The organism is Corynebacterium sp. HMSC05E07, from assembly GCF_001807225.1.
Taxonomy (GTDB): domain Bacteria; phylum Actinomycetota; class Actinomycetes; order Mycobacteriales; family Mycobacteriaceae; genus Corynebacterium; species Corynebacterium singulare.
Genome location: NZ_KV788240.1, coordinates 22,880 through 38,090, shown reverse-complemented (window position 1 = coordinate 38,090; position 15,211 = coordinate 22,880). Strand labels below are relative to the sequence as shown.

Genomic DNA, 15,211 nt, shown 5'->3' with positions numbered 1-15,211 from the left:
AAACCCACGTGCTAGAATTGACTCCCTGTATATGCGGCCCACCGAGCGCATGTCACGCGCGCACGGCTGGGCACCGTCTCAAAGGCTTCACAAGGAGTGGCAATGGAATTTAAGGTCGGAGAGGTCGTCGTCTACCCGCACCACGGCGCCGCCAAGATTACGGCGATTGAAACGCGTGAGATGGGTGGCGAGACCCTCGAGTACCTCGTCCTCCAAATCAACCAATCCGACCTGGTTGTGCGCGTTCCCTCCAAGAACGTTGAGATGGTCGGCGTCCGTGACGTTGTGGGTAAGGAAGGCCTGGAGAAGGTCTTTTCCGTGCTGCGTGAGGTGGATGTCGAAGAAGCCGGCAACTGGTCCCGCCGCTACAAGGCCAACCAGGAGCGTCTTGCGTCCGGTGACATCAACAAGGTGGCCGAGGTTGTTCGTGACCTGTGGCGCCGCGATCAGGACCGCGGTCTGTCCGCCGGTGAGAAGCGCATGCTGGCTAAGGCGCGTCAGATTCTTGTCGGTGAGCTGTCCCTGGCCACTCCGGTTGATGACAAGAAGGCCGACACCATGATGGAGGAAATCGACGCCACCATCGAGCGTCACCGCGCTGCTGGTCTGGTGGATGACAAGTCCATCACCACCGACGTCGATAGCGACATCGATCTTGATGACCTCTCCTTCGACGACGAAGACTAAACCCCGCGTCATCGCGCTCGTCGCCGCCGCGGGCAAAGGCACGCGCTTGGGTGCGGATGTGCCCAAGGCTTATGTCGAGCTACGCGGCCGCACCTTGGTGGAGCGTTCTGTCCAGGCTATGGTGACCTCCGGCATCGTCGATGAGGTTATCGTGCTGGTCAGTCCGGCGATGGAAGACTTCGCTGCACGCATCCTCGAGCGCGTTGCCGCCGATATCCCCATTCGGCTCGTCCATGGCGGTGGCGAGCGCGCTGATTCCGTCTGGGCCGGCCTCCAAGCAATCCCGGATGAGGACGCCGTGGTCCTCATCCACGATGCGGCCCGGGCATTAACGCCTCCGGGAATGATCGCGCGCGTCGCCAAGCGCGTGCTCGATGGGGCCGTCGCCGTTATCCCAGTCGTGCCCGTGGCGGACACGATCAAGGAGGTCGAGGGGGAGACTGTCCTGTCCACCCCGGATCGCTCGCGGCTGCGTGCGGTGCAGACGCCGCAGGGCTTTAACCTCGCAGCGCTGCGCCGCGCGAACCTTGATTATTGGGAACAGAACCCGGATTTCATCGCCACGGATGATGCCAGCCTCATGGAATGGCACGGCGCGCGCGTGGAGACCGTGCAGGGTGATACCTTCGCTTTTAAAATCACCACTCCCATCGATCTCGTCCTGGCCACAGCCGTGACGGATGAGGCCGAACCGACCATCTTTGAGGTGCCTAGTGACTAACCCCATCATCCCGCGCGTTGGCATCGCCACCGACGCCCACCAGATCGAACCCGGCAAGGAGTGCTGGATTGCCGGCCTGCTTTTCGAAGGCGCTGATGGCTGCGAGGGCCACTCCGATGGAGACGTGGTGGCGCATGCGCTTGTCGACGCACTACTGTCCGCCTCCCACCTCGGCGACCTCGGCTCCTTCGTCGGAGTAGGCCGCCCTGAGTACGACGGCGTATCCGGCGCGCAGTTGCTGCGCGAGTGCCGCGAGCTGCTGGAGAAGGAAGGTTTCGCCATCGGCAATGCGTCTGCACAGCTCATCGGCCAAACCCCGAAGATGGGTCCGCGCCGCGAAGAAGCCGAATCGGTGCTGAGTGAGATTCTTGGCGCACCGGTCTCCATTTCTGCGACCACGACTGACCGCCTCGGCTTCACCGGCCGCGAGGAAGGCCGTGCTGCCGTGGCCACGGCCGTGGTCTGGCGCGCCCCCAATTCCTAACGTAAAGTCGAGGGAGAGGAGGCTGCCGTGGCATTGACAATGCGAATTATAAATACCGAGGCCCTGCGGGCTCGGTATGGGGAACTCCTGCATGCCTTAGAAGTAGCCATTGGGGCGAACCTTAGTTCTGAAGATCTGCGCATGCTCGCAGAATCCGGCCGTTTTTCCACGGAAGAGCGCGACCTTTATGACGAACTCCGTCGCGTAGAGCTGATGCTTGAACGCTAAATGGCGGTGCGTATGGGGGGACTAGGGCAACATCTGACAGCAGAATTTTTTTAACTGGGTGCATGCCGTGCATGTGAAGGTTTTGCCCCTCAATGAAGATTCCGATATCCGCGTGTGGACAGATCTCAATCCAGACTATGGCACTGGATTGTTGGAACTTCACGCACCGTTGGTCTACGGGGTAGGAAGTCAGGGAGGCGATCGGGTTTCCTACAGCGACCTTTTCGAATCCGTTGTTCGCTTTCACACGTCCCTGTCGCCCGATGAATCATCTCTCAGCGTGAAGTCGAGCAAATTCGAGTTGCGTGTAGGAACAGCCCCAGGCGTTCGTTTCGAATATGAGCGAGAGAATCGTACTGCTCCGACGGCCCACATTCACCACTCAGGGGTGGCCGGACTGTTGAGTCCCGCACTAATGAAGAACTTTTCTGGGGTGAAGAACCCTCGAAAGAAGGGCCGAATTGAGGATATACATTTTCCTATTGGCGGCCGTCGGTTCCGGGTATCCCTGGAGGATTATTTTTTCTTTCTTTTTATGGAGTGTGGCTTTCGTTCACGTCCCGGTTGGAAAAGCTTTCTTGCGCAGAGCCGAGAAAAGTGGCTCGATGATCAGTTGCGCGGAGCGGTAGCCGATAATCAAGAGGTTGCTGCGCAAGTACTACGAGAAATAGGCTACACCGTCGAAAGGAAAGGCACGGCACCTAGTGCTGAGGCGCGGGGGCATCGGCCATGGTGAATTCCCACCGGAGGGTCAATTAGACTAGGCCGCGTGAGTACTTTGCGCATTTTTGATACCGCTACCCGCACCCAACGCGACTTTGAGCCGGTTCGCCCCGGCCATGCCTCGATTTATCTCTGTGGCGCCACTCCGCAATCTCAGCCGCATATCGGCCACCTGCGCTCCGGCGTGGCCTTCGACATTCTGCGCCGTTGGCTTCTGGCCCAGGGCTATGACGTGGCACTCGTGCGCAATGTGACGGACATTGATGACAAGATTCTGACCAAGGCCGCAGAAAACAACCGCCCGTGGTGGGAGTGGGTATCCACCTACGAGCGCGAATTCACCAAGGCCTACAACACCTTGGGCGTGCTGCCGCCGTCCGTGGAGCCTCGCGCGACCGGCTTTGTCACGCAGATGGTGGAGTACATGCAGCGGCTTATCGACGCCGGCTATGCGTATGCCGTGCCTGGTGGTGCGGCGGGGCAGAGCAGTGATGCTGGTTCCGTCTATTTTGACGTCGCCGCCTGGAATGCCGCCGAAGGTTCCGACTACGGCGCGCTGTCCGGCAACCGCGTCGAGGATATGGAGCAGGGCGAGTCGGAAGCCGAAGGTAAGCGCAGCCCGCAGGATTTCGCGCTGTGGAAGGCTGCCAAGCCGGGCGAGCCGTCCTGGCCCACCCCGTGGGGCCGCGGCCGCCCCGGCTGGCACCTGGAGTGCTCGGCCATGTCTACCTACTACCTCGGCAGCGAGTTCGACATTCACTGTGGTGGTCTGGACCTGCAGTTCCCGCACCACGAGAACGAGATTGCGCAGTCCCATGCGGCGGGCGATAAGTTCGCCAACTACTGGATGCACAATCACTGGGTAACCATGTCTGGTGAGAAGATGTCCAAGTCCCTGGGCAACGTGCTCTCCATCGCCAACATGCTGGAGATTGTCCGCCCAGTAGAGCTGCGCTACTACTTGGGGTCGGCGCACTACCGTTCCGTGCTCGAGTACTCCGAGGCTGCGCTCACGGAGGCTGCTGCAGGCTACCGCCGCATCGAGGACTTCGTGGGCAAGTTCGAGGGCGTCGAGAAGGGCGAGTGGACCCCCGCCTTCGCAGAGGCCATGAATGATGACATCGCCGTGCCGAAGGCGCTGGCAGAAATTCACACCTCGGTGCGTGCGGGCAACAAGGCGCTTGCTGAAGGTCGCCGTGACGACGCTGAGCGCCTTGCCGGCGCCGTGCGTGCCATGGCCGCGGTTCTTGGCTTTGATCCGTGCGATGAACAGTGGAAAGATGGTGGCGAAACACGCGGCGCTGACGCGGCACTGGACGTTCTTGTCCAGGCTGAGCTTGAGCGCCGTACGACCGCCCGCGCAGAGAAGGACTGGGCTACTGCGGACGCTGTGCGCGACCGCCTGACCGCCGCGGGTATTACTATCACTGACACCGCCGACGGCCCCACCTGGTCCCTGGCGGACTAACCGTCCTTTGGCTAGGCCAAGGACAACAGGCCAAGGACAACAAAGGAGAAGAACTATGGCACGCACCCACGGCCGCGGTGGCGCGGGTATTCGTAAGAGCAACAAGAAAGGCGCCACCAAAGGCTCCGGCGGTCAGCGCCGCAAGGGCCTGGTAGGCAAGGGGCCGACGCCCAAGGCAGAGGACCGCGTTTACCACGCTAAGCACAAGGCGAAGCTGGAGCGCGAGCGCCGCAACTCTGGTCGCCACCAGAAGGAGACCGCGGAGATGGTTGTGGGCCGCAACCCGGTCATCGAGTGCCTGCACGCTAAGGTGCCGGCCACCTCGCTCTACATCGTGCAGGGCACGCGCAACGACGCCCGCCTGTCAGAGGCCGTGGCCATGTGCAATACTCGCAACATCCCTATCCTTGAGGTGCAGCGCCACGAGATGGATCGCATGACCGGCAACGGCATGCACCAGGGCATTGGCCTGCAGATTCCGCCCTACAAGTATGCCGAGGTCCACGATCTCATGGACCGTGCCCGCGATGCCCAAGAGCCGGGCATGTTTGTCATCCTCGACAACATCACCGACCCGCGCAACCTCGGCGCCGTCATTCGCTCTGTCGCGGCCTTTGGCGGCCACGGCGTCATCATCCCGGAGCGCCGCTCCGCCTCCGTGACGGCGGTGGCATGGCGCACCTCGGCCGGTACTGCGGCTCGTTTGCCGGTGGCTCGCGTGACCAACGTGACCCGCACGGTGCAGGATTTCCAGAAGGCCGGTTACCAGGTCGTGGGCCTCGACGCGGGCGGCGAGCACACGCTCGACACCTACACCGGTGGCACTGACCCCGTCGTTATCGTTATTGGCTCTGAGGGCAAGGGCATCTCGCGCCTCGTCCGCGAGAACTGCGATGCCATCATGTCCATCCCCATGACCGACTGGGTTGAATCCCTCAACGCCTCTGTGGCGGCAGGTGCGGTCCTTTCGGAGTTCGCCCGCCAGCGTAGCGCGGCCCAGAAGTAGGCTCACGCTTTCGCCGCCATGTTCCTCACGAGTGTGCGTCCCGCCCCGGAGCTTATTGGGGAGGGGCTGCCCGGCGTGCCGGAACACATGCGCCGCCTGGGCGTGCTCATCGCAGCGCTGCCCGGCGGCGCCTTGCGTTTGCCTACGCCCGTGACCGTCGTCGTGGGGGATAACGGCGCCGGAAAATCCACGCTGCTCGAGGCCATCGCCGTGGGGCTTGGCGTCAATCCCGAGGGTGGCTCGCGCCACGCCCGGTTTGCCACCGGCGACGAGGACTATCCCGAGTGGCTCATCTGCTCGCGGGCGCACAACCCGCGCGACGTGTACTTCTTGCGCGGCGAGACCTTCCTCAACTTGAGCGAGTATCACCACCAGATCCACAGCCCGGAGAATCCCGATCCGCTCAGTGACCTGCCGTTTCTCAGCCACGGCCAGGGTCTGCTCGCCCTCGTCGAGAGACGCTTCCATTCTGACGGAATGATCATTCTCGACGAGCCGGAAGACGGCTTGTCCTATCCCCGGCAGGTCGAGGTTGTCACGCAGCTCGAGCGCCTCGCCGCCCAGGGCGCGCAGGTCATCCTCGCGACGCACTCGCCAGTCTTCCTCAGCATGCAAGGCGCGACCGTCTACGCGTTCGGCGACAAGGGGATTGCGCCCGTCGCTCCCGAAGCGACGGAAGCTGTCCACGCCGCGCGCGAGTTCCTTGCCGATCCATTGGGGACCGCCGCGTTTCTTATTGGGGAGGGCGAATGAGAGACTTCTATGTCGACGCCTATGCCGCGCTGGACGGCGGCCACGGACCTGAGTGGGTGTCCTCCGTTCCTGGTTTCGTGGCGCTGCGACGCCAAGGACTGGACCTGCGTGCGCCGGTGACCTTGCTGACCGGGGACAACGGGGTAGGAAAGTCGACGCTCGCCGAGGGCATTGCCTTCGAGTACGGCTTTCCTGAGCGCGGTGGGATATGGGGTGTGCAGCGCTCCGCCGGTCCCATCAATCCCCTCCGGAGGTGGGCGAGCCTGCGGCTAGGTACCGCGCCCAAGGACGGCTACTTCCTGCGCGCGGAGGCGCACTACAACGTTGGTTCGACCGCGATGTCGCATGGCGAGTCCGTCATGGACGTCGTGCAGCGTTCCTTTGATGGGCGCGGGCTCTACATCCTCGACGAGCCGGAATCTGGGCTTTCGCTCGTGCGGCAGATGACGCTCATGGCGGAAATCCATCGCGCCGCGGAGGCGGGTGCGCAGTTCATCGTGGTGACGCACTCGCCGATTGTGGCAGCCATCCCCGGTGCGCGGATTGTTGAAATTACAGAAGATGGGTTCTTCCTTGAGCTGCGCGACGTGACACAGACGCTGGCGTTTCAGTCGTTGCGTGAGTTTCTCTACGCCTCCGGATGCTAGATTCAGGGCCGAGAAAGCTGGATGGCGATCTTTACTTCTTTGGTTGCTGGCCAGTACTTCACATCTTGAACATTCAGATTGCGTGCGTGTGCCGAATACAAGGTTCTGGAGGATTGGGGTTCCACGGCTTAGAGACGAGGACGACTCGGTCCTTTGCCTGCCGTTTTCACCTTGGACAGATTCAGCTGCGGGTAACTTGAAGAATCTTCGCCAGCAAACAGTGACATCGAGAGTACATACATGCACAGACGTGTGCAACATCACGCTGAGACATAATAATTCTCTAGATAACAACGGGTCGAAAGTGTGATTAGTCAGTACGCGAGAAAAGAAAACCTACGCGATGGAACGCGACCTCTACGTGATCGTCAACGACATTGCCGACCACTACAACAAGGTTCACTGAATGATGAACTGAAGGATCTTTTATCCCTTGTAGGCCTTTCATTGCACCACAGTGTTTCCTGCGAGCATGCTTCGCTCGGTATGAAACAGCGTCTAGGAATCGCCAAAGTACTGGTCGGTAATCCACAATTATTGCTTCTCGACGCTCACCTACGAACGGCCTCGACCCGAGGTTGGGGCTGAGTGGAGTGAGACACGATGGGGCGCACGTGCAGTCTAGAGCCCGAAGAATTCCTCCACGAGCTCGGCAGCGATGAAGGAATCCGTGTTTTTACCCAGGCGTGGGTCCAGTTCGTTGCCCGACGGGATGACGTGGCCCATGCCCTCGACGCTCACGAGCTCGACCGGTGCGCCGGTGGCGTCTGCCGGCTCCCAGCGGTCGACAACGGTGTCGGGGAAAAGGTGGGTGCGCTCTGGGCCGGCGGCATGGTTGAGCTCCGCGAAGCGGGCGGCGTTCTCCTGCGCGCCGGTGACGGCACCGCGGGTGCGTTTCGGGTCAATGCCCGCCGTTCCGCCCGTATAGGGCGCGAGCCGGTCGCCCGTGCCGTGGACGAACATGACCGGGGTGGGTTGGTACGCCGAGTCCGGATTGGTGGGCGCATGGTTGGCGCCGGCGCCGAGAGTGGAGGCGAAGACGCAGGCGGCATCGGCAAGCCCGGGGGCGTCGAAGAGCAAGCGGATAACCATCTGCCCGCCGTTGGAGAAGCCGCAGAGGAACACGCGGCCAATCTCCTGCTCCGCGCGCAGCTCGTCGAGGATGGCGCGCGTGAAGGCGACGTCATCGATCCCCAGCTCGCGCGCGGCGACGGGCAGGGTGGCGCGGGCATCGTTAAAGTGCTGTTCCACGCCGGTGGGGTAGACCGCAAGCATGCCGTGGCGGGTGGCGAGGTCATCGAACGTGCCGTTAGTGAAGCGGCGGATGACGTTCGCGGATTGCAGGGAGCCGTGGAAGAACAGGAGGAGGTCTCTCTGGCGCTCGACGTCATCATTCGGGCGGTACACGAGGTAAGTGCGGGTGCGGTCTTGTAATTCGAGGCTACGGCGTTCCAAAGTCACGCATCTAGCCTAATCCTGATGCGCGCAGTGCTCATCGTGCGTCGAGGTGTGGTGTGCCTCGGCGTCGGCGCGATTGGTGGCGGCGCGGAAGTGTTCCTGGGAGGCGCGGCGGGCGGCGACGTCGTCGCGGACGGCCTTGCGGCTGCGAGCCCAGCCGATGCCGCGGCAGACCAGGTAAATAACAAAAGAGATGCTCGTGACGAAGACCGAGACGGGCAGGCCCGGCGCCAGGGAGAGCAGGAAGCCGCCCACGGCGGAGACCTCCGCGAAGATGGTTGCCCACACCACCGCGCGCAGCGGGGAGGAGGTAATCTGCACTGCCGCCGCGCCCGGCGTGATGAGCAAAGCCATGACGAGCAGCGAGCCGACGATCTGCACCGACTGCGCGGCGGTCAAACCGACGAGAACTGCGAAGACCACGGAGAGGGCTTTCACCGGCACGCCCGCTGCCTGCGCCATGACAGGGTCCGCGGAGGCAAAAAGAAGCGGGCGCCACAAAATAGTAACGGCTGCGACAATGATGACGGTCGTCGCCGCCAGCAGCCACACGGACGCCGAAGATACACCGACGATTTGGCCGGTCAGCAGCGTCATTGCGGTGTTGGCGTTGCCAGGGTAGAGGTGCAGGAATAACACCGACAAGCCTAGGCCAAAGCTCATGACCACGCCGATGGCGCTGTCCTGTTGGCCTTTGAGGCCGAGCACCGCCAGAATGATGGCGGCGACGATGGCGCCGGCAATCGCGCCGAAGCCGATGTTCAGTCCGAACAACAGCGCTGCGGCCGCACCCATGAGCGCGAGCTCCGAGGTGGCATGCACGGAAAAAGACATCTGGCGCAGCACGATGAGCGAGGTCATCACTCCGGACAGGATGCCCAGCAGCGCACAAGCAACCAGTGCATCCTGTACGAAATCGACGCCCAGCAGGTACTGGGTGTCCTCGAGGAACTTAGACAACGATGAGCCTCCCATCGACGTTGAGGACCTTCACGGATGAGCCGTACAGCTCCGAGAGCACCTCGGAACGCATGACCTCATCCACCGTGCCGAACATGTGCCCGTTGGGCGCGAGGTAGAGCACCTTGTCCACCACACCCAGCACGGGATTGATGCCGTGGGTGACGAAGAGGATGGAGGTGTCGCGCTCGCGACGCCACGCATTGAGCTTCTCGACGGTCGCCTGCTGCCGCCCCGGGTCCAGCGACAGCAGCGGCTCATCAGCAAGGATGAGCTCAGGGTCATTGGCTAGGGCCTGTGCCTGGCGGATCAGCTGCTGCTGGCCGCCGGAGAGTTGGCCCACGCGCCGCTCCGCAATGCCGGTGGCGCCGACCTCCTCCAGCAGGGCATCGACGCGGTGGCGGGGAGGTCGGCGTCGAGTGACAGCGCCGTGTGCCAAGGAGAGCGAGACCAGGTCGCGGGCGCGCAGTGGCAGGTCGGCGGGGAACATCCGCTGCTGTGGGATAAAGCCGACGCGACAGTCCACGTCCACCGTGCCCGCCGTGAGCTTCCGCGTTCCCAGGATGGTTCCTAGCAGCGTTGATTTACCCACGCCGTTGGGGCCCAAAACGGCGATGAACTCGCCGCGGTCCACGGCGAGGTTCAAATCCGACCACAGCGGTTCCACTGCGGCATTGTGAAAGGAAACGAGCACTTAAGCGGCCTCGAGTGCGCTGACGGCTTCCTCGTAGTAGTCGAGGAAGTTGGTGTTCTCCGGCGGGGTCTCGCCGATTTCGACGACCGGGATGTCCTTGTCCTCGGCGGCAGCGCGGATGCGCTTGGTCATGTCGGTTTCGGTCTGCGGGTTGAAGATGAGCAGTTCCACCTCGCCGGTGTCGATGGCCTCAAGGAAGCGCGCCAGGTCAGCAGCGCTGGGCTCGCCTTCGGCAACGGTGGCCTTGCGGTAGCCCTCCGGGGTGACGTCGGTGCTGTCGGTGTACTTCATGATGTAGTCCGCAATCGGCTCGGTCTGTGCGTAATTCTGCGTGGGCAGCTTCTCGACGCGCGCCTTGATCTTCTCCACCCTGTGCAGCAGAGGGTCTGCGGTGGCCTGGGCATCCGGGTTGGCCTTGTTAACCATGGCTGCGACCTCGGTAGCGACCTTCTCGATGGCAGCGGCGTCATACCACACGTGCTCGTTGCCTTCGATGTTGGTGATCTGCTCTGGGTGCTCGGCAGCTATCTTCTTGGCCTCGTCCATGCTCACCTGCTCTTCGTCATGTGCGTGATCATGGCCCTCGTGGTCGTGCTCGCTATGGTCATGCTCGTCGTGTGCGTGCTCATGGTCATGGTCATGGCCTTCATGCTCATGCTCGTGATCATGGCCTTCGTGGTCATGATCATGGTTGTGCTCGGTCAGCGGAAGGGCGTGGATGATGTCGTCCTGGTTCTTCACCGCCTGGTAGAGCCAGGCGTCGTAGCCGCCGCCACCGGCGATGATGACATCGGCTTCGTTGGCCTTGGCAATGTCGGCAGCTGTTGGCTCGAAGTGGTGAGGGTCTACGCCGTTGCCGGTGACAATGGCCTCGACGTCGACATTGACGTCAGTCTTCGCGGTGTCCACCACTGCCTGCGCTACGTCGGCCCAGATGGAGGTCGAGGCGACGACGTGGATGGTGTCATTTTCCGCGTCTGCGCCATCAGAACCGTTGGCATTGTCGCTGCTGGAGGAACAGGCGGTCAGCGATGCGCAGCCAAGAGTGGCGGCGAAGAGGAGGGCGGTGGGGCGGCGCCAAGCGCGGCGTGAGAGGGGTGTAGTCATGTTGTCCATTCTAACGTGTTAGTGAAAAACGTTGTCAAATGATAATGAGTTGAAAAAGGGTAAGGTAACCGGCATGTCCACTCGCAGCACGACGCTGGCCTCTCTCGCGGCCGAACTCGGGGTCTCCCGCACCACGGTGTCTAACGCTTACAACCGCCCTGACCAACTGGCGCCGGCCACCCGCGAGCGCATCCTCGCCGCGGCCGCTGCGCGCGGCTACACGGGTCCAGACCCCACCGCACGCAGCCTGCGCACACGCCGCCAGGGCTCGGTGGGGGTTCTGCTCACCGAGCACCTGTCCTACGCCTTCGAAGACATGGCTTCGGTGGATTTTCTCGCGGGCATGGCGGAGGCCTCCGCGGGCGCAAGCACCACGCTCACGCTCATCCCGGCAGGTCCCGACACGGTGGGCGCGCCTGACGACGCCCACGCGGCCCAACTCGTTGGCTCAGCCGCGGTGGACGGGTTCGTGGTGTACTCCGTTGCTGCGGGTGATGCCTACCTTGAGGCCGTGCGGCGCCGCGGTCTGCCCGTCGTGGTGTGTGATCAGCCCACGGATTCCGGCTTGCCCTTCGTCGGCATCGATGACCGCGCCGCGATAGCACCGGCGGCGCGAGCACTTGTTCGCGCCTCCCATACCCGCATTGGCATCCTTGCCATCCGCCTGCACCGCGAGCGCCTCGACGGTGTGGTCTCGCCAGAGCAACTCGCAGAGGCCGATATGCACGTCCAGCGCTCGCGTGTGGTGGGAGCTCTCGACGTTTTTGCGGACGCGGGACTGCCGCCGGAGTCGATTCCGGTGGTTACCCGCCACATCAATGATGCCCGCACGGCCTATGCGGCAGCGGAGGAATTGTTGAACGCGCACCCAGAGCTCACCGCGGTGTTGTGCACCACGGACTCGATGGCGCTCGGCGTCCTGGCCTATGCCCGTGACCACGGCATCGCAGTCCCCGAGCAGCTCTCCGTCACTGGCTTCGACGGCATTGCCCCAGCACTGGCCGTGGGCTTGAGCACCGTTGTGCAGCCCAATAAGGCGAAGGGCGCCGCAGCTGGACACATGCTGGCTGACCTCATCGACCGCGCCGCCAGTGAACCCGCTCCCCGCGCTGCCTCAGTCAAGAGAGAGGAGTCGCCGCGGAAGGTCCTGCGCACGAGCTTCCATGAGGGCCGCACGGTCGCGCCGCCGAACGTCTAGTGCAGTGCTCTGCCGCGGGCAGTGGCGAGCTGCTCGAGGAAATCCGACACCGCGGCGATGTCGGGCACGCGGTGTGCGGCCTGGGTTGCGCCTTCGCCGACCTTCACGCCGAGGTCCGGCGGCTGGTTGAGCACGGCAAAGCCATCTTCGTCGGTGGTGTCGTCCCCGAGGAACACCACCGCCGTGGCGCCGACACGCTCCCGCAGGCCCGCAATCCAGGTGCCTTTCGTCGCCTGCGTGGCGGAGAATTCGACGACACATTTGCCGGTTGTCTTGGGGTAACCATCCGCGCTCAACGCCGCGCCCTCCTCATAAGCAGCAGCCGCGGCGGCAGGGTCCTGCAGCTCCAAAGCACGCAGATGCAGCACGCGCTGGAAGGGCTTGACCTCCAGTTCCGCGCCGGGATGGCGGGCAATGATCTCCTTGATCTCCGCTTCCTTCTGTGCCAGGTGCGCCTCCATTTCTGGGGTGAGGGAGGAGTCCTCCCACGAAGATTCCGCGCCATGCGAGCCGCCCATGAGTACCGGCTCGCGCAGGGGGCACACACGCTTGAGGCCGTCCAGGTGTCGGCCGGACAACACCGCCACCGTGGTGTTCGGCAATTGCGCCAGGGCCGCGAGGGCGTCGAGGGAGCGCTGCTCCGGCGTTACGGCATAAGGGCTGCGAGCAAAACCCGCCAGCGTGCCATCGAAATCGGAGACCACCGCAAGGTGCTGTGTTGAGGCAAGAGCATTGATCATGCTCCCAACCCTAGTGCTACAGCGAGGCCATGCGGATGATGGGTGAATCCACCTTGTCTGTGCGCAACGTCAGCACGAGTTGATTGTTCTGGTTGAGCTTGAAATCAAACTCATGGCCTTGCGCGATGAGGCTGCGCAGCAGTTTGTCCGCCCACTGTGCTGAGCCCGTGCACTCCTCACCCGCGGCTACCGACTCATAGTCGACCTTCTCCACGAGCATGCCGTCGGCATCCCAAATCGTGGAATCCTTCTCACCCTCGGTGAAGGACACCTCAGCGGTAAACGGCACACAGCCCGTCGAGCCCACCACCGTGTGCTCGCCAAAGCTCATGTGCGGTACCTGTGCTGTGTCCGGCGCAATTGCCGAGCGTGCCTCCGGCGTTGTGTACAGGTTGGTGACTTGCCACTGCTTGCCCACGATGAGGTCGTCACCCCGTGGGGCGGGAGCGTCATCGGAGGAGCACCCGGGGAGCGTGGCTAGGCACAGCACCGCTGCCATTACTGCCAACTTGCGCATTACGCCTCCTCCTCCAGCGCGCCGAGGAAGGACTCTGACCACACCGTGATGTCATGTTCCTGCACCTGGCGGTGCATCGCCTGCATGTGTTCACGCATGAGCTCTGGGGACTCATCGAGAGCCTTGACCGCGGAGAGCAGAGCGCGCTTAATAGACTCGATATCGAAAGGATTACACAGGTTGGCCTGCGTCAGCTCCGCCGCAGCACCAGCAAACTCGGACAGCACCAGCGCGCCCGAGCCGTCGCCATGACTGGCCACATACTCCTTGGCCACGAGATTCATGCCGTCCTTAAACGGCGTCACCAGCATGACATCCGCCAGACGGTAGTAGCGGCGCAGTACGTCCTTCGGCACCGAGCGGTGCTGGTAGTGGACAACCGGCTGGCCCAGCTGGCTGAAGCGCCCATTGATGCGGCCCACGGCCTCTTCCACCTTGGACCGCGTGGCGCGGTAATGATCGATGCGCTCGCGCGACGGTGTTGCCAGTTGCACCAGCGTTACCTCCGCCGGATCCAGCGCGCCGGTCTCCAGCAGCTCCTCAAACGCGGTGAGGCGCTGCAGGATGCCCTTCGTATAATCCAGGCGGTCTACACCCAAAATGATGCGTTTGGGGTCGCCCAATTCGGCGCGGAGCTTCGCGCTGTCCTCGTCATCCCCCTCGTCATCCTCCGCCGCGATGGAAATGGGGAAGGCGCCGACGCCTACCGAATGTCCGTTGCTCGTCGTAATGCGGGCGGTGACCTTGCGGGTGCTGACCGCGCCCTCGACGCTCAGGCACTGGGCGCGAGCGAGCTCGAGGAAGTTGCGGGCAGTGGATTCAAGGTGGAAGCCGATCAGGTTGGCGTCGAGAAGCCCGCGCACCAACTCCTCACGCCACGGCAACTGGCGGAAAAGATCCGGGGAGGGAAAGGGAATGTGCAGAAAGAAGCCGATGGTGAGGTCCGGGCGCAGCTGGCGCAGGATGCCGGGAACGAGCTGGAGCTGGTAGTCCTGGACCCACACCGTGGCATTCTCTGCTGCTACGGCGGCGACCTCGTTGGCGAAGCGCAGGTTGACCTCGCGGTACGCATCCCACCAGTCGCGGTTATACACTGGGGTGACGATGAGGTCGTGGTAGAGCGGCCACAAGGTGGCATTGGAAAAGCCCTCGTAGAAGGCCTCGTAATCATCTTGGGTGAGGCGCACGGGGTGGAGCAAGACGCCGTTGTCGGTGGTGAAGGGCTCCGGGGCTTCGTTAGCCACGCCGGGCCAGCCCACCCAGCAGCCCTGGTGTTCCTCCAGAACCGGGGAGAGCGCAGTGACAAGGCCGCCGGGCGAGGCCTTCCACGTGCGGCTGCCATCCGGGTTCGTCTCCAGATCAACCGGCAGACGGTTGGCCACAACGACGAAGCTATTGGTGCGCCCAGGCATGTTTAGGCCTTCTTCGTTGCCTTTTTCGTTGACTTCTTCGTCGATTTCTTGGTCGACTTCTTGGAGGCCTTCTTCGTTGTCTTCTTAGTGGATTTCTTGGTCGACTTCTTTGAAGCCTTCTTCGTTGCCTTCTTGGAGGACTTCTTGGTCGACTTCTTTGGCGCGGCATCTTCCTGCTCGGCCAGAACCTTGCGGTGAACCAGGCCTTCGGGCTCGACGCCCAACATCGACATGAGCGTCACGCCGTCCAGGAAATCCTCGGCGTAGGTAGCAACTACGCGGCGCGCGGCGCGGGCGGTCTCTTCCTCGACGGCATGAGTCTGGTCAGCGGCAGGCTGAGTATCTGTGACCTTGGGTGGCACGGAGTCCTCCTGGGATGAAGTGTGAAAGCTTTCAGACGGGCTATTC

General features: G+C 62.9%; 19 protein-coding genes. 11 read left to right on the top strand and 8 right to left on the bottom strand.

Going from position 1 to position 15,211, the window contains the following annotated elements:
- Positions 1-102: 102 nt before the first annotated feature.
- From HMPREF3149_RS07560 to HMPREF3149_RS13050, 10 genes are all read left to right on the top strand, one after another.
- Complete coding sequence (locus tag HMPREF3149_RS07560; protein WP_070537323.1) at positions 103-687, top strand: CarD family transcriptional regulator; 585 nt, start codon at positions 103-105, stop codon at positions 685-687.
- Positions 659-1,408, top strand: coding sequence for a 2-C-methyl-D-erythritol 4-phosphate cytidylyltransferase (gene ispD, locus HMPREF3149_RS07555; protein ID WP_070537322.1), 750 nt, complete (start codon positions 659-661; stop codon positions 1,406-1,408). Before HMPREF3149_RS07560 ends, ispD begins: the two co-directional genes overlap by 29 nt.
- Positions 1,401-1,892, top strand: a complete 492-nt coding sequence (ispF, locus tag HMPREF3149_RS07550; RefSeq protein ID WP_070537321.1) for a 2-C-methyl-D-erythritol 2,4-cyclodiphosphate synthase — start codon at positions 1,401-1,403, stop codon at positions 1,890-1,892. The genes ispD and ispF overlap by 8 nt, the downstream gene beginning before the upstream one ends.
- Before the next feature lie 27 nt (positions 1,893-1,919).
- Positions 1,920-2,120, top strand: coding sequence for a hypothetical protein (locus HMPREF3149_RS07545; protein WP_042532302.1), 201 nt, complete (start codon positions 1,920-1,922; stop codon positions 2,118-2,120).
- 67 nt (positions 2,121-2,187) lie between these two features.
- The gene (locus tag HMPREF3149_RS13390; RefSeq protein ID WP_141741475.1) at positions 2,188-2,856 is read left to right on the top strand and encodes a hypothetical protein; all 669 of its coding nucleotides are present in this window, start codon (positions 2,188-2,190) and stop codon (positions 2,854-2,856) included.
- Positions 2,857-2,889: 33 nt separating this feature from the next.
- Complete coding sequence (gene cysS, locus HMPREF3149_RS07540) at positions 2,890-4,311, top strand: cysteine--tRNA ligase (RefSeq protein WP_070537320.1); 1,422 nt, start codon at positions 2,890-2,892, stop codon at positions 4,309-4,311.
- 55 nt (positions 4,312-4,366) lie between these two features.
- Positions 4,367-5,317 carry a 23S rRNA (guanosine(2251)-2'-O)-methyltransferase RlmB gene (rlmB, locus tag HMPREF3149_RS07535; RefSeq protein WP_070537319.1) on the top strand — a complete coding sequence of 317 codons (951 nt, stop codon included), beginning with the start codon at positions 4,367-4,369 and terminating at the stop codon, positions 5,315-5,317.
- Positions 5,318-5,335: 18 nt separating this feature from the next.
- Positions 5,336-6,070, top strand: a complete 735-nt coding sequence (locus tag HMPREF3149_RS07530; RefSeq protein WP_010188884.1) for an AAA family ATPase — start codon at positions 5,336-5,338, stop codon at positions 6,068-6,070.
- The gene (locus HMPREF3149_RS07525; RefSeq protein WP_070537318.1) at positions 6,067-6,717 is read left to right on the top strand and encodes an AAA family ATPase; all 651 of its coding nucleotides are present in this window, start codon (positions 6,067-6,069) and stop codon (positions 6,715-6,717) included. Before HMPREF3149_RS07530 ends, HMPREF3149_RS07525 begins: the two co-directional genes overlap by 4 nt.
- 306 nt (positions 6,718-7,023) lie before the next feature.
- The gene (locus tag HMPREF3149_RS13050) at positions 7,024-7,305 is read left to right on the top strand and encodes an ATP-binding cassette domain-containing protein (RefSeq protein ID WP_083280806.1); all 282 of its coding nucleotides are present in this window, start codon (positions 7,024-7,026) and stop codon (positions 7,303-7,305) included.
- A gap of 33 nt (positions 7,306-7,338) precedes the next feature.
- Here the strand turns inward: HMPREF3149_RS13050 and HMPREF3149_RS07520 are convergent, their stop codons facing one another.
- The 4 genes from HMPREF3149_RS07520 to HMPREF3149_RS07505 are packed head-to-tail and all read right to left on the bottom strand — an operon-like array spanning position 7,339 to position 10,936.
- Positions 7,339-8,178, bottom strand: a complete 840-nt coding sequence (locus HMPREF3149_RS07520; protein WP_070524571.1) for a CE1 family esterase — start codon at positions 8,176-8,178, stop codon at positions 7,339-7,341.
- A 9-nt stretch (positions 8,179-8,187) separates the two neighbouring features.
- A complete protein-coding gene (locus tag HMPREF3149_RS07515) occupies positions 8,188-9,150 on the bottom strand; it encodes a metal ABC transporter permease (RefSeq protein WP_210385429.1) in 963 nt (320 codons plus the stop codon).
- A complete protein-coding gene (locus tag HMPREF3149_RS07510; RefSeq protein ID WP_070537316.1) occupies positions 9,128-9,829 on the bottom strand; it encodes a metal ABC transporter ATP-binding protein in 702 nt (233 codons plus the stop codon). Before HMPREF3149_RS07510 ends, HMPREF3149_RS07515 begins: the two co-directional genes overlap by 23 nt.
- Positions 9,830-10,936, bottom strand: coding sequence for a metal ABC transporter solute-binding protein, Zn/Mn family (locus HMPREF3149_RS07505; RefSeq protein WP_070537315.1), 1,107 nt, complete (start codon positions 10,934-10,936; stop codon positions 9,830-9,832).
- A gap of 73 nt (positions 10,937-11,009) precedes the next feature.
- Between HMPREF3149_RS07505 and HMPREF3149_RS07500 the strand changes: the two genes are divergently transcribed.
- A complete protein-coding gene (locus HMPREF3149_RS07500) occupies positions 11,010-12,134 on the top strand; it encodes a LacI family DNA-binding transcriptional regulator (protein ID WP_070537314.1) in 1,125 nt (374 codons plus the stop codon).
- Here HMPREF3149_RS07500 and otsB read toward each other — a convergent pair.
- From otsB to HMPREF3149_RS07480, 4 genes are read right to left on the bottom strand one after another with little or no spacing between them, the layout of a single operon-like run.
- On the bottom strand, positions 12,131-12,874 hold the full coding sequence (gene otsB, locus HMPREF3149_RS07495) for a trehalose-phosphatase (RefSeq protein WP_070537313.1): 744 nt from the start codon (positions 12,872-12,874) through the stop codon (positions 12,131-12,133). The genes HMPREF3149_RS07500 and otsB overlap by 4 nt on opposite strands.
- A gap of 16 nt (positions 12,875-12,890) precedes the next feature.
- Positions 12,891-13,391, bottom strand: a complete 501-nt coding sequence (locus HMPREF3149_RS07490; protein ID WP_070537312.1) for a hypothetical protein — start codon at positions 13,389-13,391, stop codon at positions 12,891-12,893.
- Complete coding sequence (locus HMPREF3149_RS07485; RefSeq protein WP_070537311.1) at positions 13,391-14,803, bottom strand: alpha,alpha-trehalose-phosphate synthase (UDP-forming); 1,413 nt, start codon at positions 14,801-14,803, stop codon at positions 13,391-13,393. The genes HMPREF3149_RS07490 and HMPREF3149_RS07485 overlap by 1 nt, the downstream gene beginning before the upstream one ends.
- 2 nt (positions 14,804-14,805) lie before the next feature.
- A complete protein-coding gene (locus HMPREF3149_RS07480) occupies positions 14,806-15,165 on the bottom strand; it encodes a hypothetical protein (RefSeq protein ID WP_070537310.1) in 360 nt (119 codons plus the stop codon).
- Positions 15,166-15,211 lie beyond the last annotated feature (46 nt).